The 21,940-nt window shown below is 65.2% G+C and carries 17 protein-coding genes and 3 pseudogenes; 8 read left to right on the forward strand and 12 right to left on the reverse strand.

Annotation, left to right across the window (positions count from 1 at the left end; genetic code table 11):
- Positions 1–73: 73 nt before the first annotated feature.
- On the forward strand, positions 74–1,159 hold the full coding sequence (locus G4G31_RS06555) for an enoyl-CoA hydratase/isomerase family protein (protein WP_182990766.1): 1,086 nt from the start codon (positions 74–76) through the stop codon (positions 1,157–1,159).
- A 311-nt stretch (positions 1,160–1,470) separates the two neighbouring features.
- Here the strand turns inward: G4G31_RS06555 and rapZ are convergent, their stop codons facing one another.
- The 5 genes and pseudogenes from rapZ to ilvA form a co-directional block, all read right to left on the reverse strand.
- Positions 1,471–2,334, reverse strand: coding sequence for an RNase adapter RapZ (gene rapZ, locus G4G31_RS06560; RefSeq protein WP_182990767.1), 864 nt, complete (start codon positions 2,332–2,334; stop codon positions 1,471–1,473).
- Between the two features lie 212 nt (positions 2,335–2,546).
- Positions 2,547–3,482, reverse strand: coding sequence for an HPr(Ser) kinase/phosphatase (gene hprK / locus G4G31_RS06565; RefSeq protein ID WP_182990768.1), 936 nt, complete (start codon positions 3,480–3,482; stop codon positions 2,547–2,549).
- Between the two features lie 45 nt (positions 3,483–3,527).
- Positions 3,528–4,010, reverse strand: a complete 483-nt coding sequence (locus G4G31_RS06570) for a PTS sugar transporter subunit IIA (RefSeq protein ID WP_182990769.1) — start codon at positions 4,008–4,010, stop codon at positions 3,528–3,530.
- Positions 4,011–4,366: 356 nt separating this feature from the next.
- Positions 4,367–5,197, reverse strand: coding sequence for an NADPH-dependent 7-cyano-7-deazaguanine reductase QueF (gene queF, locus G4G31_RS06575; protein WP_182990770.1), 831 nt, complete (start codon positions 5,195–5,197; stop codon positions 4,367–4,369).
- A gap of 345 nt (positions 5,198–5,542) precedes the next feature.
- Positions 5,543–7,074: pseudogene (ilvA, locus tag G4G31_RS06580) on the reverse strand (threonine ammonia-lyase, biosynthetic).
- 194 nt (positions 7,075–7,268) lie between these two features.
- Between ilvA and G4G31_RS06585 the strand changes: the two are divergent.
- The 4 genes and pseudogenes from G4G31_RS06585 (at position 7,269) to G4G31_RS06600 (ending at position 13,035) form a co-directional block, all read left to right on the forward strand.
- Entirely contained in the window at positions 7,269–7,772 is a 504-nt protein-coding gene (locus G4G31_RS06585) for a YqaA family protein (protein WP_182990771.1), read from the forward strand.
- 378 nt (positions 7,773–8,150) lie between these two features.
- Positions 8,151–12,171 (forward strand): annotated as a pseudogene (locus G4G31_RS06590) (DUF3683 domain-containing protein).
- Positions 12,168–12,611 (forward strand): HIT family protein, encoded by a 444-nt coding sequence (locus G4G31_RS06595; protein WP_182990772.1) that lies wholly within the window; start codon positions 12,168–12,170, stop codon positions 12,609–12,611. The pseudogene G4G31_RS06590 and the gene G4G31_RS06595 overlap by 4 nt, the downstream one beginning before the upstream one ends.
- A gap of 10 nt (positions 12,612–12,621) precedes the next feature.
- Positions 12,622–13,035 carry a gamma-butyrobetaine hydroxylase-like domain-containing protein gene (locus tag G4G31_RS06600; protein WP_182990773.1) on the forward strand — a complete coding sequence of 138 codons (414 nt, stop codon included), beginning with the start codon at positions 12,622–12,624 and terminating at the stop codon, positions 13,033–13,035.
- Between the two features lie 245 nt (positions 13,036–13,280).
- On the opposite strand, the gene G4G31_RS06605 is transcribed toward G4G31_RS06600, so the two are convergent.
- The 7 genes and pseudogenes from G4G31_RS06605 to G4G31_RS06635 form a co-directional block, all read right to left on the reverse strand.
- Positions 13,281–13,484, reverse strand: coding sequence for a cold-shock protein (locus G4G31_RS06605; RefSeq protein ID WP_182990774.1), 204 nt, complete (start codon positions 13,482–13,484; stop codon positions 13,281–13,283).
- Positions 13,485–13,684: 200 nt separating this feature from the next.
- Entirely contained in the window at positions 13,685–14,401 is a 717-nt protein-coding gene (locus tag G4G31_RS06610; protein WP_182990775.1) for a LytTR family DNA-binding domain-containing protein, read from the reverse strand.
- Positions 14,398–15,543 carry a sensor histidine kinase gene (locus tag G4G31_RS06615; protein ID WP_182990776.1) on the reverse strand — a complete coding sequence of 382 codons (1,146 nt, stop codon included), beginning with the start codon at positions 15,541–15,543 and terminating at the stop codon, positions 14,398–14,400. The genes G4G31_RS06610 and G4G31_RS06615 overlap by 4 nt, the downstream gene beginning before the upstream one ends.
- Positions 15,540–16,373, reverse strand: coding sequence for a M13-type metalloendopeptidase (locus tag G4G31_RS06620; RefSeq protein ID WP_374011300.1), 834 nt, complete (start codon positions 16,371–16,373; stop codon positions 15,540–15,542). Before G4G31_RS06620 ends, G4G31_RS06615 begins: the two co-directional genes overlap by 4 nt.
- Positions 16,356–16,840 (reverse strand): annotated as a pseudogene (locus tag G4G31_RS27460) (hypothetical protein); the annotation flags it as partial. The pseudogene G4G31_RS27460 and the gene G4G31_RS06620, both read right to left, overlap by 18 nt.
- Positions 16,722–17,525 carry a hypothetical protein gene (locus tag G4G31_RS06630; protein WP_182990778.1) on the reverse strand — a complete coding sequence of 268 codons (804 nt, stop codon included), beginning with the start codon at positions 17,523–17,525 and terminating at the stop codon, positions 16,722–16,724. The pseudogene G4G31_RS27460 and the gene G4G31_RS06630, both read right to left, overlap by 119 nt.
- Before the next feature lie 118 nt (positions 17,526–17,643).
- Complete coding sequence (locus tag G4G31_RS06635) at positions 17,644–18,855, reverse strand: response regulator (RefSeq protein ID WP_182990779.1); 1,212 nt, start codon at positions 18,853–18,855, stop codon at positions 17,644–17,646.
- Between the two features lie 556 nt (positions 18,856–19,411).
- On the opposite strand from G4G31_RS06635, the gene G4G31_RS06640 reads away from it, so the two are divergent.
- The 3 genes from G4G31_RS06640 to G4G31_RS06650 are packed head-to-tail and all read left to right on the forward strand — an operon-like array spanning position 19,412 to position 21,792.
- A complete protein-coding gene (locus G4G31_RS06640) occupies positions 19,412–20,023 on the forward strand; it encodes a hypothetical protein (RefSeq protein WP_210283927.1) in 612 nt (203 codons plus the stop codon).
- Positions 20,024–20,050: 27 nt separating this feature from the next.
- The gene (ubiE, locus tag G4G31_RS06645; protein ID WP_182990781.1) at positions 20,051–20,785 is read left to right on the forward strand and encodes a bifunctional demethylmenaquinone methyltransferase/2-methoxy-6-polyprenyl-1,4-benzoquinol methylase UbiE; all 735 of its coding nucleotides are present in this window, start codon (positions 20,051–20,053) and stop codon (positions 20,783–20,785) included.
- 23 nt (positions 20,786–20,808) lie between these two features.
- A complete protein-coding gene (locus tag G4G31_RS06650) occupies positions 20,809–21,792 on the forward strand; it encodes a Tim44 domain-containing protein (protein ID WP_182990782.1) in 984 nt (327 codons plus the stop codon).
- The last annotated feature ends 148 nt before the right edge of the window (positions 21,793–21,940 follow it).

Here is a 21,940-nt window from a genome sequence, read left to right on the forward strand (position 1 = left end):
CCGCCGCTTCATGGCGCACCGGGAGCGCTCCCTGTTCTGTAAAATGCATGTCTTTTCCATCACATCATCCACCATGACCGACCACGTCCTGACCCGCGTTGCCAATGGCACCGGGGTGATCACCCTCGACCGCCCGAAGGCCCTCAATTCGCTGTCGCTGGCGATGGTGCGCCGCCTGACCGAGATCCTGCTGGCCTGGCGCGACGACGCCGATGTCGCTGCCGTTGTCCTCACCAGCAGCAGCGAGAAAGCCCTGTGCGCCGGCGGCGACATCCGCTTCTTCCACGAAGCCGGCCACGCCACGCCGATGGGCGACAGCGCGCTGCTGGAAGACTTCTTTACCGAGGAATACGCGCTGAACCACCTGATCCACTTCTACCCGAAACCGTATATCGCGATCATGGACGGCGTGGTGATGGGCGGCGGCATGGGCATCGCCCAGGGCGGCCCGGAGACCGGCCTGCGCATCGTGACCGAGCGCACGAAGATGGCGATGCCGGAAGTGAACATCGGCCTGTTCCCGGATGTGGGCGGCAGCCATTTCCTGTCGCACGCCCCTGGCCAGCTGGGCAATTACCTGGGCCTGACGGGTCTCACGATCGGCGCAGCCGACGCCCTGTATGTCGGCCTGGCCGACCTGTTCGTGCCGAGCGCGCAGCTGGGTGAACTGAACGCGCTGATCGCGTCGACGCCCGGTGCGCAGCTGGCCGAATCGATCCGCGCCTTTGCTGCCGGTTTCGCCCCCCAGGCCGGAGAAAGCGCCCTGGCCACCGCGCGCGCTGCGATCGACCGCCACTTCGGCGCCGGTTCGGTCGACGCCATCATGGCTTCGCTCGCGGGCGACGACAGCCCCTTCGCCCAGAAGGCCTTGAACGCGATGCGCCAGCGCTCGCCGCTGATGATGTGCGTGACGCTCGAGATGCTGAAGCAGGGCGCCTCGATGGACGTAGCCGAGTGCCTGCGCATGGAACGCTCGCTGGTGCGCCGCAATTTCGAGCATGGCGAAGTGCTCGAAGGCGTGCGCGCGCTGGTGATCGACAAGGACAATGCGCCGAAATGGAATCCGCCGACGCTGGAGGAAGTCACGCCCGAGATGGTGGCGCGCTTCTTCGAGCCTGTGTGGCCGGATCACGCGCATCCGCTGCGGCATCTGGCTTGACCCTGCAGGGTGGGCGCGGCCGGCGAGGCACTCCGTGCCCACGCGGTCGTACGGATGCGCAGTCGTAGGGTAGGCGGCTACACCTGGTAGAAAATTATCAGGCTGCGTATGCGCCGCCTACGCGTTCAACCGGCGCTGGAAACGTCGCGCCGCTCGCGTTGGCGTTCAACCGGCTTCGTGAGAGGCCGCGTTCCCACACGCTGGGTTTGAACGCGTGGACGGCGTTGAGGGCGCGTCGATGCACCTGTCCGGGTGGAGCCGTCCACCCTACGCGAACCCGGCCGCGAACGCGGGCCGGATGGATCAGGCCTCTACGACTGCTCGCGGTGCCGCAGCACGACACGCTCGGTGTCGCCGAAATAGGCCGCCAGGCGTTCGGCCATGTAGACCGAGCGGTGCTGGCCGCCGGTGCAGCCGACGGCCACCGTCAGGTAGCTGCGGTTATCGGTCTTGAACGAAGGCAGCCACTTTTTCACGAACTTGAGGATGTCTTCCAGCATGTCGGTGGCGCTCGGCTGGGCGTCGAGGAAGGCGATCACGGGCGCGTCCTTGCCGGTCAGCGGGCGCAGCGACAGGTCGTAATACGGGTTCGGAATGGCACGCACGTCGAAGACGAAGTCGGCGTCGAGCGGCACGCCCTTCTTGAAGGCGAAGGATTCGAAGAACAGGGTCAGCGGCGCATGCTGCACATCGACCAGCTCCTTGATCCAGGCGCGCAGCTTGTTGGCCGATGCCTCGGACGTATCGATCACGTGGCCCAGGTTTTCGATGGCGGCCAGGCGCTCGCGCTCTTCGGCGATGCACTCGATCAGGGTGCGGCGCGATGCCGGATTTTCGCCGGGGCGCAGCGCGTGCGACAGGGGATGGCTGCGCCGGGTTTCCGAAAAACGCGCGACCAGCGAATGGGTGCTCGCGGTCAGGAAGATCACTTTTACTTGGTGGCCTTCTTCTTTCAGGGCACGCACGGTGAGCGGCAGTTCGGTCAGCGATTCCGAGCTGCGCGCGTCGACGGCGACGGCCAGCTCGCGCGTGCCTTCGCCGCGCACGGCCTTTACCAGCTGCGGCAACAGTGCCGGCGGCAGGTTGTCGACGCAGTAGTAACCCGCGTCTTCCATGACTTTCAGGGCAACCGATTTGCCCGATCCGGAAATCCCGGTGATGAGTACGATGTGCATGGCTCGATGATACCGCAACGGCAAGGGCTTGTGACGGACGGGTGCCCGCGAAATTTCGCGGAATCGGCGTCAATACAGGCTGATCGTGTGCGTTGAGCGAAATATGGAGCGTAGGGTGGGCACTCCGTGCCCACGCGGAACGATGCGCCAACGCGACGCCGATGTCCGCGTGGGCACGGGGCGCCTCGGCGGCCCCGCCCACCCTACGAAATTCAATCGCCGCTCATCGCCTGTCTCTGGCGTTCCATGAACTCCTGCAGCGTATCGATGCCGCGCAGTTGCAGGATGGTGTTGCGCACGGCCGCTTCGAGCAGCACCGCGATGTTGCGGCCGGCGGCGACGGGGATGACGACCTTGCGGATCGGCAGGCCCAGCACTTCCTCGGTCGGGAAGTGGAAGGGCAGGCGCTCGACTTCCTCGTCGAGCACGCCGCGTTTGACCAGGTGGACGATCAGTTTCAGGCGCATCTTGCGGCGCACGGCGGTCTCGCCAAAAATCGCCTTGATGTCGAGCAGGCCCAGGCCGCGCACTTCGAGCAGGTTCTGCAGCAGCGGCGGACAGCGCCCTTCGATCATGTTCGGCGCGATGCGCGAGAATTCCACCGCATCGTCGGCCACCAGGCCGTGCGAGCGCGAGATCAGCTCCAGGCCGAGCTCGCTCTTGCCCAGGCCCGAGTCACCGGTAATGAGCACGCCGACACCGAGCACGTCCATGAAGACGCCATGCATGATCACGCGCTGCGCCAGCTTTTTCGACAGATACACGCGCAGGAAGTCGATTACCTGGGCGGCCGGCAGCGGCGTGGAAAACAGGGGGATGTTCTGCTCGTCGCAGATGGCGAGGATGTCGGGCGGCGTTTCCAGGCCTTGCGCGATGATCAGCGCCGGCGGGCCGCCGCCGATGAGTTCGCCAATCACGTGGCTGCGCGAACTCGATTTCAGGCGGGTGTAGTAATTCAGTTCCTGGTGTCCAAACACCTGAATCCGGCCCGGGTGGATCAGATTCAGGTGGCCGACCTGGTCGGCGGCCGAGGCGACGTCGCCCGAGATCAGCCGCTCGCCACCGGGAAAACCGGCAAACCAGCCCAGTTGCAGGCTGTCCCGGTTATCGTCGTACAGCCGTTGGATAGTGAGGGGAGTCTGCAGCATGGTCTTGGTCGGTAGGGAAGGCCTGGAAGAGTCGGCCCCCCAAGTTTAACCCATGGCCTGCAAGCTTGGTTGCCAGTTGATAATACGCTCGTGCACGCTGCGCGGATCGGCATCGGTAGCCAGCGCCGTGCGGATCGCCTCGTCCGAGAACAGCTCGGCGATTTCCGACAGGATTTCCAGGTGCTGCTGGGTCACGTGGTCAGGAATCAAGAGGAAGAACAGCAGGCTGACCGGCTGGCCATCGGGCGATTCGAAGGGAATCGGCGAGGCCAGGCGGACAAAGGCGGCGATCGGATTCTTCAGGCTCTTGCTGCCCTTGACGCGGCCGTGGGGCACCGCGACGCCATGCCCGAGTCCGGTGGAACCGAGGCGTTCGCGTGCGAACAGGTTGTCCGTCACGGTCGAACGGGCAATGCCGCAATTGTTTTCAAAGATGAGTCCGGCCTGCTCGAAAGCACGTTTCTTGCTCGACACTTCGATATCGAGCTGGACGTTTTCAAGCGAAAGGATTTTGCTGAGATTGGTCATAACACGCTTCAAATGTTGCGGCGCACAACAGGCCACTTGCCGTGCAGAATTATAGGCCTGTTTCCCGGCCGTGGCTTGCGATTTCGCGTCGGTATGCTACCCCCGTCCGGCCCGCGTTTCGAGCCTCTGGTCAGCCGTGCGCAAAGGCTTGTTTGCGCTTCCACAAGAGGTGGCGCAATTTCTGATACGAAAAGTAATGCGCGCTGGGTGAATCGCGGGAGCGGGGCCGGTTTTGCCGTCTTTTCCCTGTATTTGCACAAAATTTGTGCAAAATTCAAACACTCTGTAACTGTTGTTTTCTCGTCAGTTTCTGTGGCGCAAAAGGTACGGCGAACCCGGCTGTAATGGCGCAGTGCCTACTGGCGCGCGCCGCGCAGGTTATGGGGACGGCCTGTACTGAAATTGGCGCGCCATGGATTGATGTCGAGGCCGCCACGGCGGGTATAACGGGCATACACCGACAGCTTGCTCGGCTTGCACTGGCGCAGGATGTCCATGAAGATGCGTTCCACGCACTGTTCGTGGAATTCGTTGTGTTCACGGAAGCCGATCAGGTAGCGCAGCAGGCCTTCCTGGTCGATCTGCGGGCCGGCGTACTGGATCTGCACGCTGCCCCAGTCGGGCTGGCCCGTCACCAGGCAGTTCGACTTGAGCAGGTTCGACACCAGGGTTTCTTCAACCGGGGCTTCCTCGAAATTGGCAGTCAGCAAGTGCGGCGCGGGGGCATAGTTGTCGACGTCGATGTCGAGACGGTCGAGCGACAGGCCTTCCAGCTCGCCCATCTTGAGCTTGCCGAAACCTTCCGGTTCCGTCAGCGTGATGTGGACCGGCGCGCCAAAGGCGTTCGACAGGTCCTCGCGCAGCAGCGCCTGCAGGGCCTCGATGCCCGCGACCCGGGTCTGGTTGAAGGAATTCAGGTAGAGCTTGAAGGACTTCGACTCGACGATGTTCGGCGAATCCGCCGGGGCGCTGACGGTGGCGATCGCGATCTGCGGTTTGCCGCGCATGTTCAGCCACGACAATTCGTAGGCATTCCAGATGTCCAGGCCAAAGAAGGGCATCGTGCCGGCGATGGCCAGCTCGTCGCGCTTTTGCTGGCGCGAAATCGGGAATAGCAGCTCCGGCGCGTACTCGGTCTGGTAGGCGGAGGATTTGCCAAGGGGCGATTGATCGGGGGTATTGTTCATGGTCTCTCTCGATACGCCGGCACCGCGCGAAAGCTTGCTCGCGCGTAATGAATGCCGGGCCGGCGGCGGCAAAGCGGCGTATCGTACACCTTAATCGCGGGTGCTGCGCGTCGGGGTTGCTTGCGGTGCGGAGAGACACGTGACGCGTGCACAAGGCGTAGGGTAGGCGGCTCGACTGCGACGGCTGAACATGGTGAACGCATGCGCCGCCTACGCGTTCAGCGCACGCATGAACGGGTGCGAGTTTTCCGAGGGCGCTTGAACGCGTAGGCGGCGCCAAGGTAAGCGATGATCTGATGGTCGGGTAGAGCCGCCTACCCTACAGGCTTCATCGCGCTTGCATTGTTACAAGAACAGCTTGTACACCGGATTGCCGCTCTCGTCCCAATACCGGTAGCCCAGCGTCGCCAGGAATTCGCGGAACTCGCCCATCTCCCCGGCCGGCACCTGCAGCCCGACCAGGATGCGCCCGACGTCGCCGCCCTGGTTGCGGTAGTGGAAAAGCGAGATATTCCAGTTCGGCGCCATGCTGTCGAGGAAGCGCATCAGCGCGCCGGGGCGCTCGGGGAATTCGAAGCGGTACAGCAATTCGTCGCGCGCCAGTGCGCTCTTGCCGCCGACGAGGTGGCGTACGTGCAGCTTGGCCAGTTCGTCGTGGGTGAGGTCGAGCGTGGGGAAATCGTGCTCCTCGAAGGTACGTGCCAGCAGCTTCGATTCGCCGCGGCTGCCCACCTGCACGCCGACAAAGATGTGGGCTTGGCGTTCGTCGCTGATGCGGTAGTTGAACTCGGTGACGTTGCGCGGGCCGACCAGGGCGCAGAAGCGGCGGAAGCTGCCGCGCTGCTCGGGGATCGTGACCGCGAACACGGCTTCCCGCGCTTCGCCCAGTTCGGCGCGCTCGGCGACAAAACGCAGGCGGTCGAAATTCATGTTGGCGCCGCAGGCCACGGCCACCAGGCTTTGTTCGCGCAGCGCCTGTCCTGCCGCCTGCGCGCGCTCCAGGTAAGCCTTGGCGCCGGCCACCGCCAGCGCGCCGGCCGGCTCGAGGATGCTGCGCGTGTCCGGAACACGTCCTGGATCGCGGCGCAGATCGCATCGGTGTCGACCAGGATGATCTCGTCCACCACCTGCTGCGCCACGCGGAAGGTCTCTTCGCCCACCAGGCGCACGGCGGTGCCGTCGGAGAACAGGCCGACGTCCGGCAGCGTCACGCGCTCTCCGGCCTGCAGGCTCCTGGCCATCGCGTCCGAGTCGACGCTCTGCACGCCGACGATGCGGATATCCGGCCGCACCGCTTTTACATAGGCACCGATGCCGGAGATCAGGCCGCCGCCGCCGATGGCAACAAAAATCGCGTGGATCGGACTGGAATGCTGGCGCAGGATCTCCATGCCGATCGTGCCCTGGCCGGCGATCACGTCGGGGTCGTCGAACGGATGCACGAACGTCAAACCCTGCTCGCGTTCGAGGATGAGGGCGTGGTGGTAGGCGTCGGTATACGAGTCGCCGTGCAGCACGACTTCCACCGCTGCGCCGCCGCGCGCCTTGACGGCATCGATCTTCACCTGGGGAGTGGTGGTGGGCATGACGATCAGGGCCCGGCAGCCGAGGCGGGAGGCCGACAGGGCCACGCCCTGCGCATGGTTGCCGGCCGAGGCGCAGATCACGCCGCGCGCCAGCGCTTCCTGGGGCAGGTGCGCCATCTTGTTGTAGGCGCCGCGCAGCTTGAAGCTGAAGACGCTCTGCATGTCTTCGCGCTTGAAATAGATGCGGTTGCCGAAGCGCTGGGACAGGGTAGGGGCGAGTTCGAGCGGGGTTTCCTCGGCCACGTCGTAGACGCGGGCGGTGAGGATTTTTTTCAGGTAGTCGATGGTCATGGTCGGGTCAAAAAGCGGGGCAGGCGTGAATGGGCGGCCAGTGTCCTGGTTCCTGTGACGCGAGACTGTGTTCCCTTGGCGGATGACCGGGGTGTGCAGTGCGATACGCGGCGCTGGGTGACAGCGCACCGTATCGTGTCGGGGCGATGAGTTTTCATCTCTATAATAAACACCTCCCACTCGAAATTCCACCGATGATCGAAACCGCCGTCCTTTGGCTGCTCAAGGTCCTTGCCGCTCCCACAGTCGGTCTCACATCGGTATTCCTCATCGCGTTCGTGTCGGCCACCCTGGTGCCGCTCGGCTCCGAGCCGGCCGTGTTCGCCGTCGTGAAGGCCAACGAGGCCATGTTCTGGCCGGCGATCATCGTCGCCACGATCGGCAATACCCTGGGCGGCGCGGTCGACTACTACCTCGGCTACCGCGCGAAGATCGCCTTCGCCAGGGAGCGCCAGAGCCGCTGGTTCGGCTGGCTGGCGAAATACGGTTCGAAAACCATGCTGCTGTCCTGGGTGCCCGGCATCGGCGACCCCTTGTGCACGCTGGCCGGCTGGCTGCACCTGCCGTTCTGGTCGAGCGTGATGTACATGGCGATCGGGAAGTTCGGGCGCTACCTGACGATGACGGCGGTGCTGCTGTATGTGCCGGACGGATTCTGGAAGCGGGTGGGCGACATGATCACGCAGGTGACCGGGTAGGCGGACGCGGCGATGTAGGGTAGGCGGCTCCGCCCGGAGCCTGCACCTACGGGGCATATGCGCCGCCTGCGCGTTCAAGCGACGCGTGATCGGTCTACACCTTGCGCTCTCCCTTCGTGAAGCTTCCTGGTGCATCAAGCATGCATTGGACGCGCAGGCGGCATGGCCGCCTACCCTACGCGATTTGGGTACTATCTACACACGAGATATATTCCATGCTCAACCGGCGTTTTTTGCAAAGCAAATTTGCATGCAGGGCTGCCTATGCAAATATAGTTGCGTAGCGGCCTTGGATGCAATAACCCGAACCCAGCGTTGTGCGCCGCAATAAGCTAGAATGGTTGTCCTTCGGGCCAGTCCTATACCGCGATCTCATCCATGAACGCCCCAGCACACGTCCACACCCTGCTCGCCGATAACGCACCGGCACGCCTGCGCGAAATCCCCTACAACTACACCTCGTTCTCGGACCGCGAAATCGTCATTCGCCTGCTCGGCGAATCCTGCTGGCAGCTGCTCGATACGCTGCGCGGCGCACGCCAGACGGGGCGCTCGGCGCGCATGCTCTACGAGGTCCTGGGCGACATCTGGGTAGTGCGCAGGAACCCCTACCTGCAGGACGACATGCTGGACAACCCGAAGCGGCGCCAGAAGCTGATCGACGCGCTGCACCATCGCCTGGCCGAAGTGGACAAGCGCCGCACCAGTGTGGATGCGAGCGAAGGCGGGAGCGAAGGCGAGGGCGCCAGCGCGCTCGCCCGCAGCGAAGCTGTCGCCCAATTGCTGGCCGCCGCACGCCAGGCCGTGGACGACTTCGGCCGCGAGTTCCGCGAGATGTACGACCTCAGGAAGCGCGCCCGCGCCGTGCTCGGCGCCTATACCGACAAACGCAACATCCGCTTCGACGGCATGCACCGCGTCTCGCACGTGACCGACGCCACCGACTGGCGCGTCGAATATCCCTTCCTGGTGCTGGTACCCGACAGCGAGGAAGAGATGGCGGGCCTCGTGAAAGGCTGCATCGAACTCGGGCTGACCATCATTCCGCGCGGCGGCGGCACCGGCTACACGGGCGGCGCGATTCCCCTGACCGCCAAGTCGGCCGTCATCAACACCGAAAAGCTGATTGGTCTCGGCGAAGTCGAGATGACACGCCTGCCGGGCCTCGAGCGCGACTACGCGACCATCCATACCGGCGCCGGCGTCGTCACCCAGCGCGTCTCGCAGGCAGCCGAAAAGGCCGGCTTCGTGTTCGCGGTGGACCCCACCTCGGCGCACGCGTCCTGCATCGGCGGGAACATCGCGATGAATGCCGGCGGCAAGAAAGCGGTGTTGTGGGGCACTGCGCTCGACAACCTCGCCTCCTGGCGCATGGTCGACCCGAACGGCGACTGGCTGGAAGTCACGCGCATCAATCACAATCTGTCGAAGATCCACGACGCGCCGACCGCCGAATTCCTGCTCGAATGGACCCATCCCGCCGTGAAGGGTGCGCCGAAAGGCGAACCATTCCGCACCGAGACCTTGACCATCGAAGGCCGCAAGTTCCGCAAGGAGGGCCTCGGTAAGGACGTCACCGACAAGTTCCTCTCGGGCCTGCCCGGCATCCAGAAGGAGGGCACCGATGGCCTGATCACCTCCAGCCGCTGGATCCTGCACAAGATGCCGAAGTTCACGCGCACGGTGGCGCTGGAATTCTTCGGCCAGGCGCGCGACGCGATTCCCTCGATCGTCGAAATCAAGGATTACCTCGACAGCCTGCCGAAAAGCGGCAAGCCGGAATTCGAGACACTGCGTCTCGCCGGCCTCGAGCACCTCGACGAGCGCTACCTGCGCGCGGTCGGCTATGCCACCAAGTCCAAGCGCGGCGTGCTGCCCAAGATGGCGCTGTTCGGCGACATCGTCGGCGACGACGAGAACGCGGTGGCAATCGCGGCCTCGGAAGTCGTGCGCATTGCGAACACCCGCGTCGGCGAAGGTTTTATCGCCGTCAGCCCGGAAGCGCGAAAAAAATTCTGGCTCGACCGCGCCCGCACCGCGGCGATTGCCCGCCACACCAACGCGTTTAAAATCAACGAGGACGTCGTCATTCCGCTGAACCGGATGGGCGAATACACCGACGGCATCGAGCGCATCAACATCGAGCTGTCGATCAAGAACAAGCTGCAACTGGCCGAACAGCTGCACACCTATCTCTCGGGCGGCCACCTGCCGCTGGAGAAGAGCGATGACGCCACCGGCGACGGCGTGGCACGCGACGAGATCATGGGCGACCGCCCGCAGCAGAACCGTGGCCCTCGTCGACGCCGTGCGCGCGCGCTGGAGCTATGTGCTGGCCAATCTCGACCAGCCGCTGCGCGCCGTCCACGCCCGGCTGGACGAACTCGGCCTCGGCCAACTGTCGAACGCTGTTGATGTGCGCATCGGCCAGCATCCCCATGCCACCCTGTTCGACCTGGTCCAGGACCATACGCTGCGCATCTCGTGGAAGACGGACCTGCGCGCGCCGCTGCGCCAGATCTTCAATGGCGCGGCCTACAAATGCATCCTCGACGAGTGCACGGCCATCCACGGCCGCGTGCTGCGCTCGCGCGTGTTCGTCGCGCTGCACATGCACGCGGGCGACGGCAACGTCCATACGAACCTGCCGGTGAACTCCGACGATTACGCGATGCTGCAGGACGCCCACAAGGCGGTGGAGCGCATCATGAAGCTGGCGCGTTCGCTCGACGGCGTGATCTCGGGCGAACACGGCATCGGCATCACCAAGCTCGAATTCCTGATGGAAGACGAAATCCAGTCCTTCCGCGACTACAAGCTGCGCGTCGACCCGGAAGGGCGCTTCAACAAGGGCAAGCTCCTCAATTTGAAGGATGCCCACGCCGACCTGCGCAACGCCTACACGCCGTCCTTCGGCCTGATGGGGCACGAGTCGCTGATCATGCAGCAGAGCGACATCGGCGAGATCGCCAATTCCATCAAGGACTGCCTGCGCTGCGGGAAGTGCAAGCCGGTCTGCACGACCCACGTGCCGCAATCGAATCTGCTGTACTCGCCGCGCGACAAGATCCTGGCGACGTCCGCCCTGATCGAAGCCTTCCTGTATGAGGAGCAGACCCGCCGCGGCGTGTCGATCCGCCACTGGGAAGAGTTCGAGGACGTGTCGGATCACTGCACCGTATGCCACAAGTGCGTGACCCCGTGCCCGGTGAACATCGACTTCGGCGACGTCTCGATGAACATGCGTAACCTGCTGCGCAAGATGGACAAGCGCAGTTTCAAACCGGCCAACCGCGCAGCGATGTTCTTCCTGAACGCGACCGACCCCACCACCATCAACGCCACCCGCGCGGCGATGGTCGGCATCGGCTTCAAGGCCCAGCGCATGGGCAACCGCCTGCTGAAGAAGTTCGCAAAAGAGCAGACCGCGGCACCGCCACCGACCACGGGCAAGGCGCCCGTGCGCGAGCAGGTGATCCACTTCATCAACAAGAAAATGCCGGGCAACCTGCCGAAGAAGACGGCGCGCGCGCTGCTCGACATCGAGGACGACAAGGTCATCCCGATCATCCGCAATCCGAAGGCGACGAATGCCGACAGCGAAGCGGTGTTCTACTTCCCCGGCTGCGGCTCCGAACGCCTGTTCTCGCAGGTGGGACTGGCGACCCAGGCGATGCTGTGGGAAGTGGGCGTGCAGACCGTGCTGCCGCCGGGCTACCTGTGCTGCGGTTACCCCCAGCGGGGAGCGGGCCAGTACGACAAGGCCGACAAGATGATGACGGATAACCGGGTGCTGTTCCACCGTATGGCGAATACCCTGAACTACCTCGATATCAAGACGGTGCTGGTCTCGTGCGGCACCTGCTACGACCAGTTGGCGACCTACGAATTCGAGAAGATCTTCCCGGGCTGCCGCATCATGGACATCCACGAATACCTGCTCGAAAAGGGCGTCAGGCTGGAAGGCGTATCGGGTACGCGCTACATGTACCACGACCCCTGCCACACGCCGATGAAGCAGCAGGATGCGGTGAAAACCGTGAACGCGCTGGTGCAGACCTTCGATAACGTCAAAATCGAGAAGAACGAGCGCTGCTGCGGCGAGTCCGGCACCTTTGCCGTGACGCGTCCGGACATCGCCACCCAGGTGCGCTTCCGCAAGGAGAGCGAAGTCGAGAAGGGCGCGGCCAGGCTGCGTGAGGACGGCTTCGATGGCCAGGTCAAGGTGCTGACCAGCTGCCCGTCCTGCCTGCAAGGCCTGTCGCGCTACAATGCCGACGCCGGCACCTCGGCCGATTACATCGTGGTCGAAATCGCGCGGCATTTGCTGGGCGAGAACTGGCTGCCGGATTACGTCGCGCGCGCCAACAGCGGCGGCATCGAAAGGGTGCTGGTATGACCGAACAAAGCCTGCGTGAACCGGGCTGCGAATTGTGCAGCCTGTCCATGCCGACCGTATGGGAAGACGACAAGCTGGCCGTCATCATCGTCGACGACGCCAACTATCCCGGCTTTTGCCGCGTCATCTGGCGCGACCACGTGCGCGAGATGAGCGACCTGGCGAAGGATGACCGCCTGCGCCTGATGGACGCCGTGCACGCCGTGGAGCTGGCCGTGCGCGAGGTGATGGCACCTACCAAAGTGAATGTCGCCAGCCTGGGCAACGTGGTACCCCACCTGCACTGGCACGTCATTCCGCGCTACCCCGACGATGCCCATTTCCCCGCGCCGGTCTGGGCCACCGCTAGCCGCGCCACCGACGACAGCGTCCTGGCCGCACGCCGCGCGCTGCTGCCGCAACTGGCGGACGCGATTGTCCGCTACATGAAACAAGCTTGAGAGAACCACCATGCCTATCCCAACCGACCTGACCGTCCGCCAGCAATCGCGCGTCCTCGAGATCGCTTTCGACGATGGCAGCAGCTTTTCGATCCCGCTGGAACTGATGCGCGTCTATTCGCCCTCGGCCGAAGTGAAAGGCCATGGTCCGGGCCAGGAAACCCTGCAAGTCGGCAAGCGCGAAGTCAGCATCCGCGGCGTCGAGCCGGTCGGCAATTACGCGATCAAGCCGCTGTTTACCGACGGCCACGAGAGCGGCATCTTTACCTGGGATTATCTGTACAAGCTGGGCAGCGAGCAGGACGCACTGTGGCAGGATTACCTGAACCGGCTGCATGCGGCCGGCTTCGAGGGCGACAGCGGGCGCGAGACAGGGACCGTGCTGCCAGGCGCGACCGTGCGCACCGGGTGCCACAGCCATTGAGTTGTCACCCGTGGATTGGTAGGGTAGGCGGCTCGGCCGCGACCGTCATGTCCAGGCAGCAGCAATGCCGCCTACGCGTTCAACGCTTGTCCGAGCGGCCGCGATCGATCGAGGGCCGGTTGGACGCGTAGGCGGCCGAGCCGCCTACCCTACGCGAACCCGGCGTGCCAGGTGATGCACACAAAAAAGCGCCCGCAGGCGCTTTTTTTATTCCCGATGACGACGTCGCCGCCGCCACGAAAACATTACTGCGGCTGGATGTTCGCAGCCTGCTTGCCCTTCGGACCGGTGGTGATCTCGAAGGTCACGCGCTGGTTTTCGGCCAGCGACTTGAAGCCTTGTGCGTTGATCGCCGAGAAGTGGGCGAACACGTCTTCACCGCCGCCGTCAGGCGTGATGAAACCAAAACCTTTTGCATCGTTGAACCATTTAACGGTACCGCTCGTCATGTTGTTACTCCCCAAAGATTAATTGTTGTTATGCCTTGCTCGTACTACGGTGTTGAACGCATGACGCCAGCGCCGATCTCAACAAAGCGAATTAATTATAGGGATAACTTGCCCTCTGTGAAGCACATTTCGTGACATTTTTTTATTGTTGAGTTGGATAGCGACGACGGGGCACCCCGGGCGCATGAGAAGCGTTGCTCTTAGAGACTTAGTGTTTCTTTCAGTAGTGCGGCATGGCGCCGCGATATCTCGATTTTCTTTCCGGTATCGAGTGTGACGAGGTAACCGCCGCTCATCGCCTCAAGCATCGTCACGATGGCCGACAAGTTCACGATGTGCTGGCGACTGACCCGCAGGAACAAAGTGCGCGGCAGGCGTTCTTCCACGCTGCTCAGCGATTTCTTCACATACGCATGGCCGTCGCCGAAATAGACCTGCACGTGGTTCTTGCAGCTCTCGAAGCAGCGGATGCTTGCTAGCGGCACCATGTGGCAACGCTCGCCGTCCTTGATGAAGATGCGGCTGTGCTCGTCGAGCGGCGCCCGCACGGGTTCGTCCGGCACGGGCAGGGCGCGTGCTCCGAGCTTGCCGATGGCTTGCGCCAGCCTTTCGCTGCTGATCGGCTTGAGCAGGTAGTCGACCGTATCGAAGTCGAAGGAGCGCACCGCATATTCCGCATGGGCGGTGGTGAAGACGATGCGCGGATGCGGGTCGAGCCGCGCCAGCAGGTCGAAGGCATCGGCGCCGGCCATCTGGATATCGAGGAAGAGGACATCCGGGCTGCTGGCCCCGATCAGCGGCAGGGCGCTGTCGGGGTGGTCCGCTTCGCCCACGACCTCGATTTCCGGGTGCGCGGCCAGCATCCGTATCAGGCCGCTGCGCGCGAGGCGCGAATCGTCGACAACAAAGGCCTTCATGCGCTCCTCTCCAGGGGCAGGGTGAGCGTCACGCGAAACTCGCTGCCGCTGTCGGCCACGGTGTGCATGGCGCGCTCGCCGTACAGCAGCGCCAGGCGCCGGGCCAGGTGCGGCAGGCCGATGCCCAGCCCCGGGCCGCTGCCCGCTACCGGCTTGTCGTTCGCGACAAGCAGCTCCCGGGCGTTCTTCCCACTGCGCCTGCCGCTCACTATCAAGGTTCCTCCTTCGCGCTGTGGTTCGATGCCATGCTTGACCGCGTTCTCCACCAAACCTTGCAGCAGCAGGGGCGGGACCAGGCACCCGCTCAGGTCGGCGGGAATGTCGATGCGGCAGCGCAGGCGCGCTTCCAGCTGCACGCCGACAATCGCCAGGTAGCGCTCGATGACCTCGAGCTCCTCGCCCAGGCTGACCTTGCCGTGCTCGCCGGCGCGCAGCGAATAGCGCAGGATGTCCGACAGGCCGACCAGCATCGCATCGGCGCGGTCCGCATCCTCGTGGATCATGAAGCGGATGTTGTTGAGCGAATTGAACAGGAAATGGGGATTGAGCTGGTTTGACAGGCTGTGCAGCTGCGCCTCGCGCAGCGCCGCCTGCAGGCGCGCATTGTCCAGCTCGCGCTCGCGCACGTCGCGGCTGCCTGTGAAGCTGATGTAGATGAAGATCCAGGCGCAGATGAACACCTGCGCCTGCAGGCTGGCGCTGCTGACCGTCTGCAGCAGGTGCGGACCGAGCGACAGCCTGACGTCGCGCACGGCATACCAGGCGATCAGCGCATCCCAGAAGAAGGGCAGCGTGAAGGCGGCGACGGCCAGCGCTACCAGTACCGCCGTCGCGCTGGCGTAGGCGACGGCGATGGCGATGAGCCGCGCCATCGGCAGCGCCTGCCAGCGGCGTGCCCTGTACAGCCAGCGAAACCCGAGCACTGCCAGCGTGTAGGGCAGCAGCCAGACGATGGTAGCCACGCTGTCCTGTTTTACAAGCGGACTCCACAGGAAGATGGTCAGCAGCGTGACCGCCATGCAGAAGGCACTTGCGCCCAGGTGGTAGCGCCAGAACAGGGAATCACGCGGGAAGAAACGCAGGGCCATCAGGGTCTCGTTGTTGTACTGCGGCAAATTCACGCGGCGAGTATAGCCGTTCACCAGACCCGCAGGCGATCTTGCGCTGGCACGAACATGGCATCGCCCTCGCGCGTGCCGAAAGTCTCGTGGAAGCCGTCGAGCTGCATGGCGGGGAAGTTGGCGCGCAGCGAAGGCGGCGCATGCGGGTCGCTTGCCAGCAACTGCCGGGTGCGCTCGTCGCGGCGCTTGGCGGCCCATTGCTGGGCGTAGGCCGGGAAGAAGCGCTCGGCGCCGCCGGAAGCCTGGCCTGTCTCCGGCAGACTGCGCCAGGCGCGCCAGGCCAGCTGCAGGCCCATCAGGTCGGCCATGTTTTCCGGCAGGGTGAACTTGCCATTTACGCGTGCGCCGGGCAAGACCTCGATCGCGTCGAAGCGTGCCACCACCTGCGTGGTCAAGGCGTCGAAGGCGGCGTGGTCGGCCGCGCTCCACCAGTCGCGCTGCACGCCACGGCTGTCGAACTGGGCGCCGTTCGAATCGAAGGCATGGCTGATCTCGTGGGCGATCAGGGTGCCGATGCCGCCGTAGTTGGCCGCGTCGTCGGCCTTGGCGTCGAAGAACGGCGCCGGCAGGATGCCGGCCGGGAGGTTGATCTGATTGAGCATCGGGTCGTAGAAGGCGTTCGGCTCGAGGGGACTCATGGCCCAGGCCTGGCGGTCGACTGGCTTGCCCGATAGCGCGGCCAGGCGCAGCCACTCATGGCGGCGGGCGCGGTCGCGATTGCCGAGGGCATCGGCGCGGCGGATTTCCAGCGCCCCGTAGTCGCGCCAGGCCGCCGGGTAGCCGACCTTGGCCGTCATGCGCGCCACCTTTGCCGCCGCTTCCGCGCGCGCCGCCGGCGTCAGCCAGGCCATCTGCGCCACCGCTTCGGCAGCCGCCTGGCGCAGCTGCGCGAACATCGCCTCTACCCGGGCTTTTGCGCGGGAGGGAAGTGGCGTTCCATGTAGAGCGCGCCCAGCCCATCGCCCAGCGCCTCGGTCAAGGCGTCCGGGGCCCGCTCCTGTTGCGCGCGTGGAGCGGACTGGCCACCCGGGGCCTTGCCGCGGAAAGCGAAATGGGCATCGCGAAAGGCCGTGGGCAGCAAGGGCGCCGCCACGTCCGTGGTACGCAGGCGGAAATACAGTTTCCAGTCCGCGAGCGGCAGTTCGCGCTGCAAGCCGGCGATCGCGGCGGCGGCGGGGGGCTGGGCGACGTTCACGGCTTCACCCCGTGCGATGCCGGCGCCTGCCAGGAAGGCTTGCCAGTCCAGGCCGGCGGCGGTTTGCGCCAGCGCGCCGGCATCCATGGTCTGCACCTGCGCCGGATTCATTGCCTGGGCGGCGGGCAGGTGGGCCGTGGCCAGGCGCGTTTCCAGCGCCAGCCAGCGCGCGCGGCGGCGGCCTGCGGATCCGGCTCGCCCGCAAGCCGCGCCAGCGCGGCAAGGTAATCGAGGTAGGCGCGCCGCGTCGCAAGCAGGCGCGCGTCCTCGCCCGGTAATAGTCGCGCTCGGGCATGCCCAGGCCGCCCTGCATCAGGATGGCGCGGTTGAGGTCCGGCTGCTTGAAATCGGCAAAGCCGCCCCACAGCCAGAGCGGCGTTTTCAGTATGCCTTGCATCTTTCCCTGCCACGCCGCCAGTTCGCGCGGGCTGCCGATGGCATCGATGGCGGCAAGCCGCGCCCGCATCGGCGCCAGGCCGGCACGGTCGATCGCCGCCAGGTCGAGCTGGCTGTCGTGGAAGTCGAGCAGCTTGCGGCCGATGCTGCCCGCCGGCTGGGGCTGGCGGCGCAGGTCGTCGACGATGGCCAAAATGCGGGCGTTGACGGTGGCGGGGAGGTCGGCGCCATACACTTCGGCGCGGTCCGGCGGAATCGGGGCATCCAGCCAGGCCCCGTTGGCGGCGCGGAACAGGTTCTGGGACGGGCGGACGAGGGGATCGATACGGGCCGGATCGAAGGCGTGGGCATTGCAGGTGGCGGCAAGCGTCAGGAGCAGGCCGGCGCGCAGGCGAGGGAAGTAGTGGGACAAATGGGCACCCTGGTTCGGTTAAATGCCACCAGTGTCCCTGTCCGCGCGCCCGTGCGGCGAAAGAGGTGCCGGACGGCGCCGGGCCCTGATGAGCGGCGCAGGGCGCGTGCCGAACGGCTCAGCTTACCTTGTTCGTCGTCGAACGCGACAGCAGCGTCACCAGCTGCTCGATGGTGTAGGGTTTTGCAAGCACCTGCACGCCCGGCAGCGACATCTGCTGTTCGGTGTAGCCGGTCGCCAGCACGACCGGCACCGCGGGGTAGCGCTGCTGGAGGATGCCGGCCAGGTCGATGCCGCTGACCTGGCCCGGCATCACGATGTCGGAAAACACCACGTCCGGGGTGCGCACGCCGCTCTCGAGCAGGCGCAGTGCGGCTTCGCCGCTGTCGGCCACCATCACGTCGAAACCGCTTTCGCCAAGCGCGCGCATCACCGCTTCGCGCACGAGGGCGTCGTCCTCGACGAAGAGCACCGTGCCGCTGCCGCGTACCGGTACCGTGGCGGCAAGCGGCGCGGCGGGCAAGGCCGGTTCGCCTTTCGCCCTGGCGAGGTAGAGGTCGACCCGGGTGCCGATACCGGGAATGCTGTCGAGGACGAGGGTGCCGCCGCCCCGGGTGGCGAAGGCGTAGGCCTGCGGCAGGCCGAGGCCGGTGCCCTGGCCGGGCGGCTTGGTCGTGAAGAAGGGGTCGAGCGCGTGGGCCATGACGTCTGGCGTCATGCCGCTGCCGCTGTCGGTCATGCGCACCAATACATAGTCGCCGCGCGCCAGGTTGCCGCTGCCGTCGTGGGCGAGGTTGCTCGCGTCCACCCGCAGCGTGCCCCCATTCGGCATGGCGTCGCGTGCATTCAGTGCCAGGTTCAGGAGCGCCACGTCGAACTGCAGCGGCTCGACCGTGACCGGCCACAGGTCTTCCTCGCAGTGCACTTCGACGACGATATCGTTGCGCAGCGATCCCTTCATTAATTGCACGGCGCTGTGCAGCTGCTCGCAGACGTCGACCGTGGCGACGCGGGCTTCCTGCAGGCGGCCGAAGGCGCCCAGCTGGCCGGTCAGCGCGGTGGCACGCGCGACGGTGCGCTGGCAGGTCTGGACCAGGCTGCGCACCTTTTCCTCGCGCGTGCTGAACGCGGCCAGCTGCAGCGCGGTGGTGAGCGTTTGCAGCAGGTTGTTGTATTCGTGGGCGATGCCGCCGGTGAGGCGTCCCAGCGCCTCGAGTTTCTGGTTCTTCAGCAGGGCGCTTTGCGCGCGCTCGGTGGCGGCGATGGCCGCGGCGACGCGTGCTTCCATCTCGGCGTGGGCGTGCCCGATACGCGTGCCCGCTTCCGCCATGCGCGCGGCGACGCTGTCGATTTCCGCCCAGCCGGCGCGCTGGTAGGGGGACCTCGGTGCCCTTGCCGAGGGCCTCGGCGCTGCGGCCGAGCGCCTCGAGGGGGACGATGGCGCGGTTGGCGAAGCGCCGCGCCGCGGCCAGCCCGATCAGCAGCAGGAAGGCCATCAGGCCACCGAGCAGGGCGGCCGCGCGCAGCGGTGCCTGGCGCAGCTCGCTCGACGGAACGCTGAGCAGGATCTTCCAGCCGGCGCCCGGTACCGTGCCCACATAGACGCGCACGTCGACACCGTCGAGGGTGCGCGATTCGAAGGTCGTTTCCCGGGCACCCATGACGCGGGCGCGCGTCCCCTCGCTCATCGGCTTGCCGACATACAGTTCCGGAGCGCGGGTGCGCGCAACAACGATGCCCTTGCGGTCGACCACTGTCGCCAGCCAGGCATCGGGCAGGCGCTGGCGCAGCAGCAGCGGTTGCAGCGCGCTGGCATTCACGCCCATCGCGAGCCGGTAGCGTATCGTGCCGTCGATCTGGACGGGCACCTGGATGGCAAAGTCGTAGTGCTGGCCCACCTGGCCCACGAACAGATCGGATACGAGCGTGCGTCCGGCGCCGTAGCGCTGTGCCAGCTCGGCAAGGTTCGAACTGGTACGTGCGGGCAGGGCGCTGCCGAAGGGGCGGCGCGTATTGATCAGCTGGCGCATCTGCGGATCGAACAGGACCACCGTCGTCGCCGGCGGTGGCACCACGCTCCTGGCATGGCCGTAGAAATCGGCCAGCTGTCCTTCCCGCAGCGCCGGCGACGCGGCCAATGCGCGCAGGATTTCTTCCTTCTTTTCCAGTTCGTTATCGACCAGCAGGGCCATGGCCCGCGCCGTCTCGGTCATGCTGCGGTGCTGGGCCTGCTGGGCGTCGTCATAGACGTAAGCCACCGCCAGTGCCGCCGCGATGAACGAAGGAACCAGGACGGACAGCACAAGCAGCAGGAAACGGCTCCTGGTTCTCATCGAAGAGTGTTGCCTAACGGGAAAAACAAAGTGAAGAGAGGAATTATACAAGAGCTAACTATTGCCTGTCGCACTGATGAGCGCGCCGCGCGCGGCAGAGCCCGCCCCGCCGCGTGGCCCTGGCCACGCCCCAGCCGGGCGCCGGTATGCTGCACGCTTGTATAATGTGGCAAGACTAAACTGCCTACGCCTATGACCAATACCACCCATTTCGGCTACAAGACCGTTTCCGAGGACGACAAGGTCCACGAGGTCGCCAAGGTTTTCCATTCGGTCGCGTCGAAGTACGACGTGATGAACGACCTGATGTCCGGCGGCCTGCACCGCATCTGGAAGACCTTCACCATCGCCCAGGCGGGCGTGCGTCCGGGTTTCAAGGTGCTCGACATTGCCGGCGGCACGGGCGACCTGTCGAAAGCCTTTGCGAAACAGGCCGGGCCGAGCGGGGAGGTCTGGCTGACCGACATCAACGAGTCGATGCTGCGCGTGGGCCGCGACCGCCTATTGAATAAGGGCCTGGTGACCCCCACCCTGTTGTGTGACGCGGAAAAGCTGCCGTTCCCGGACAATTATTTCGACCGGGTCAGCGTGGCCTTCGGCCTGCGCAACATGACGCACAAGGATGCAGCGCTGGCGGAAATGCGCCGTGTGCTCAAACCCGGCGGCAAGTTGCTGGTGCTGGAGTTCTCGAAAGTCGCGGCGCCGCTGCAGAAGCCCTACGACCTGTATTCGTTCTCGGTGCTGCCATGGCTGGGCCAGCGCATCGCCGGCGACGCCGACAGCTACCGCTACCTGGCCGAGTCGATCCGCATGCACCCGGACCAGGAAACGCTGAAGACCATGATGCAGGATGCGGGCCTGGAGCGGGTGCAATACTTCAACCTGACGGCCGGGGTCGCGGCCTTGCATACGGGTATCAAACTCTGACGATTCACCTGGGAGGGAGCGCGATGAAAAAATTCCTGGTCACGACGATGCTGGCGCTGACCGCCGCATCGATGATTGCCGAGGCCACCGCGCGCCCGATGGGCGGTAAACGCTCCATCGGGCGCCAGTCGCAGGCGGTGCGCCAGATGCGTGCACCGGCCCCTGCTCCCGCTCCCGCCCCGATGACGCCGATGGGGCGCCAGGCGGCGCAGCCGAATCCCGCCGCGCCGATGGCGGGCGCCGCCGCCGGTGCCGCCGGTAGCCGCGCCATGCAGCAGCAAAGGCGTCCGAGCATGTGGAAGGGCTTGCTGGGCGGCGCGCTGCTCGGCCTGGGCCTGGGCGCGCTGTTTTCGCACTTCGGCATCGGCGGCGCGATGGCGTCGATGCTGTCGAGCATCCTGATGATCGCGCTGCTGGCATTGGCCGTGATGTTCATCGTGCGCATGTTCCGCCGCAAGGACACGCCGGCCAACCCGGCCTTCCGGGGCGGCTACGGCCAGCCCGTACCGGCTGGCGGCACGCCCGAGATCGGTTCCGGCCTGCGCCAGGCGCCGCAGTCGTTCAACACCCAGCCTTCCAGCTCGAGCGTATCGCTGGACAAGGGCGCCGCCGCGCCGCATGTGCAATGGGGCGTGCCGGGGGACTTCGACAGCGAGGCCTTCCTGCGCCATGCCAAGTCCTCCTTTATCCGCATGCAGGCCGCCTGGGACAAGGGCGATGTCGCCGACCTGCGCGAATTCACCACGCCGGAAGTGTTTGCGGAACTCAGGATGCAGATCCAGGAGCGCGGCGGCAATGCCGACTTCACCGATGTGGTGAACATCGACGCCCAGCTGCTCGGCATCGAGACCTCCGCCACCGACTACCTGGCCAGCGTGCAGTTCAACGGCAGCATCCGCACCGCACCGAACGCGCCGGCCGAACCCTTCGCCGAAGTGTGGAACATGGAAAAGCCGCTCGACGGCAGCAGCGGCTGGGTACTTGCCGGGATCCAGCAGCTATCCTAGCGTGGCGCACGGGGAAAATTGTTCATGCGTGCGGTGCAACGTCTCGCTGTCCGGATTTCATAATTTCTTGCAAAGTTTCCCGTGCGCTCGGGTTTGTGCCCGGCAAACTGGTAAGATCGAAACCGCCCGTTTCACAGGGCGGTTTTGT

The sequence above is a fragment of the Massilia sp. Se16.2.3 genome (assembly GCF_014171595.1).
Classification (GTDB): Bacteria; Pseudomonadota; Gammaproteobacteria; order Burkholderiales; family Burkholderiaceae_D; genus Telluria.

What these genes read in the sequence shown, in the direction of transcription:
- G4G31_RS06555 (WP_182990766.1), top strand. Translation starts at nt 74, where the DNA reads ATGACCGACCACGTCCTGACCCGCGTTGCCAATGGCACCGGGGTGATC.
- rapZ (WP_182990767.1), bottom strand. Translation starts at nt 2,334, where the DNA reads ATGCACATCGTACTCATCACCGGGATTTCCGGATCGGGCAAATCGGTT.
- hprK (WP_182990768.1), bottom strand. Translation starts at nt 3,482, where the DNA reads ATGCTGCAGACTCCCCTCACTATCCAACGGCTGTACGACGATAACCGG.
- G4G31_RS06570 (WP_182990769.1), bottom strand. Translation starts at nt 4,010, where the DNA reads ATGACCAATCTCAGCAAAATCCTTTCGCTTGAAAACGTCCAGCTCGAT.
- queF (WP_182990770.1), bottom strand. Translation starts at nt 5,197, where the DNA reads ATGAACAATACCCCCGATCAATCGCCCCTTGGCAAATCCTCCGCCTAC.
- G4G31_RS06585 (WP_182990771.1), top strand. Translation starts at nt 7,269, where the DNA reads ATGATCGAAACCGCCGTCCTTTGGCTGCTCAAGGTCCTTGCCGCTCCC.
- G4G31_RS06595 (WP_182990772.1), top strand. Translation starts at nt 12,168, where the DNA reads ATGACCGAACAAAGCCTGCGTGAACCGGGCTGCGAATTGTGCAGCCTG.
- G4G31_RS06600 (WP_182990773.1), top strand. Translation starts at nt 12,622, where the DNA reads ATGCCTATCCCAACCGACCTGACCGTCCGCCAGCAATCGCGCGTCCTC.
- G4G31_RS06605 (WP_182990774.1), bottom strand. Translation starts at nt 13,484, where the DNA reads ATGACGAGCGGTACCGTTAAATGGTTCAACGATGCAAAAGGTTTTGGT.
- G4G31_RS06610 (WP_182990775.1), bottom strand. Translation starts at nt 14,401, where the DNA reads ATGAAGGCCTTTGTTGTCGACGATTCGCGCCTCGCGCGCAGCGGCCTG.
- G4G31_RS06620 (WP_374011300.1), bottom strand. Translation starts at nt 16,373, where the DNA reads ATGGCCTGGCTGACGCCGGCGGCGCGCGCGGAAGCGGCGGCAAAGGTG.
- G4G31_RS06635 (WP_182990779.1), bottom strand. Translation starts at nt 18,855, where the DNA reads ATGGCGGAAGCGGGCACGCGTATCGGGCACGCCCACGCCGAGATGGAA.
- ubiE (WP_182990781.1), top strand. Translation starts at nt 20,051, where the DNA reads ATGACCAATACCACCCATTTCGGCTACAAGACCGTTTCCGAGGACGAC.
- G4G31_RS06650 (WP_182990782.1), top strand. Translation starts at nt 20,809, where the DNA reads ATGAAAAAATTCCTGGTCACGACGATGCTGGCGCTGACCGCCGCATCG.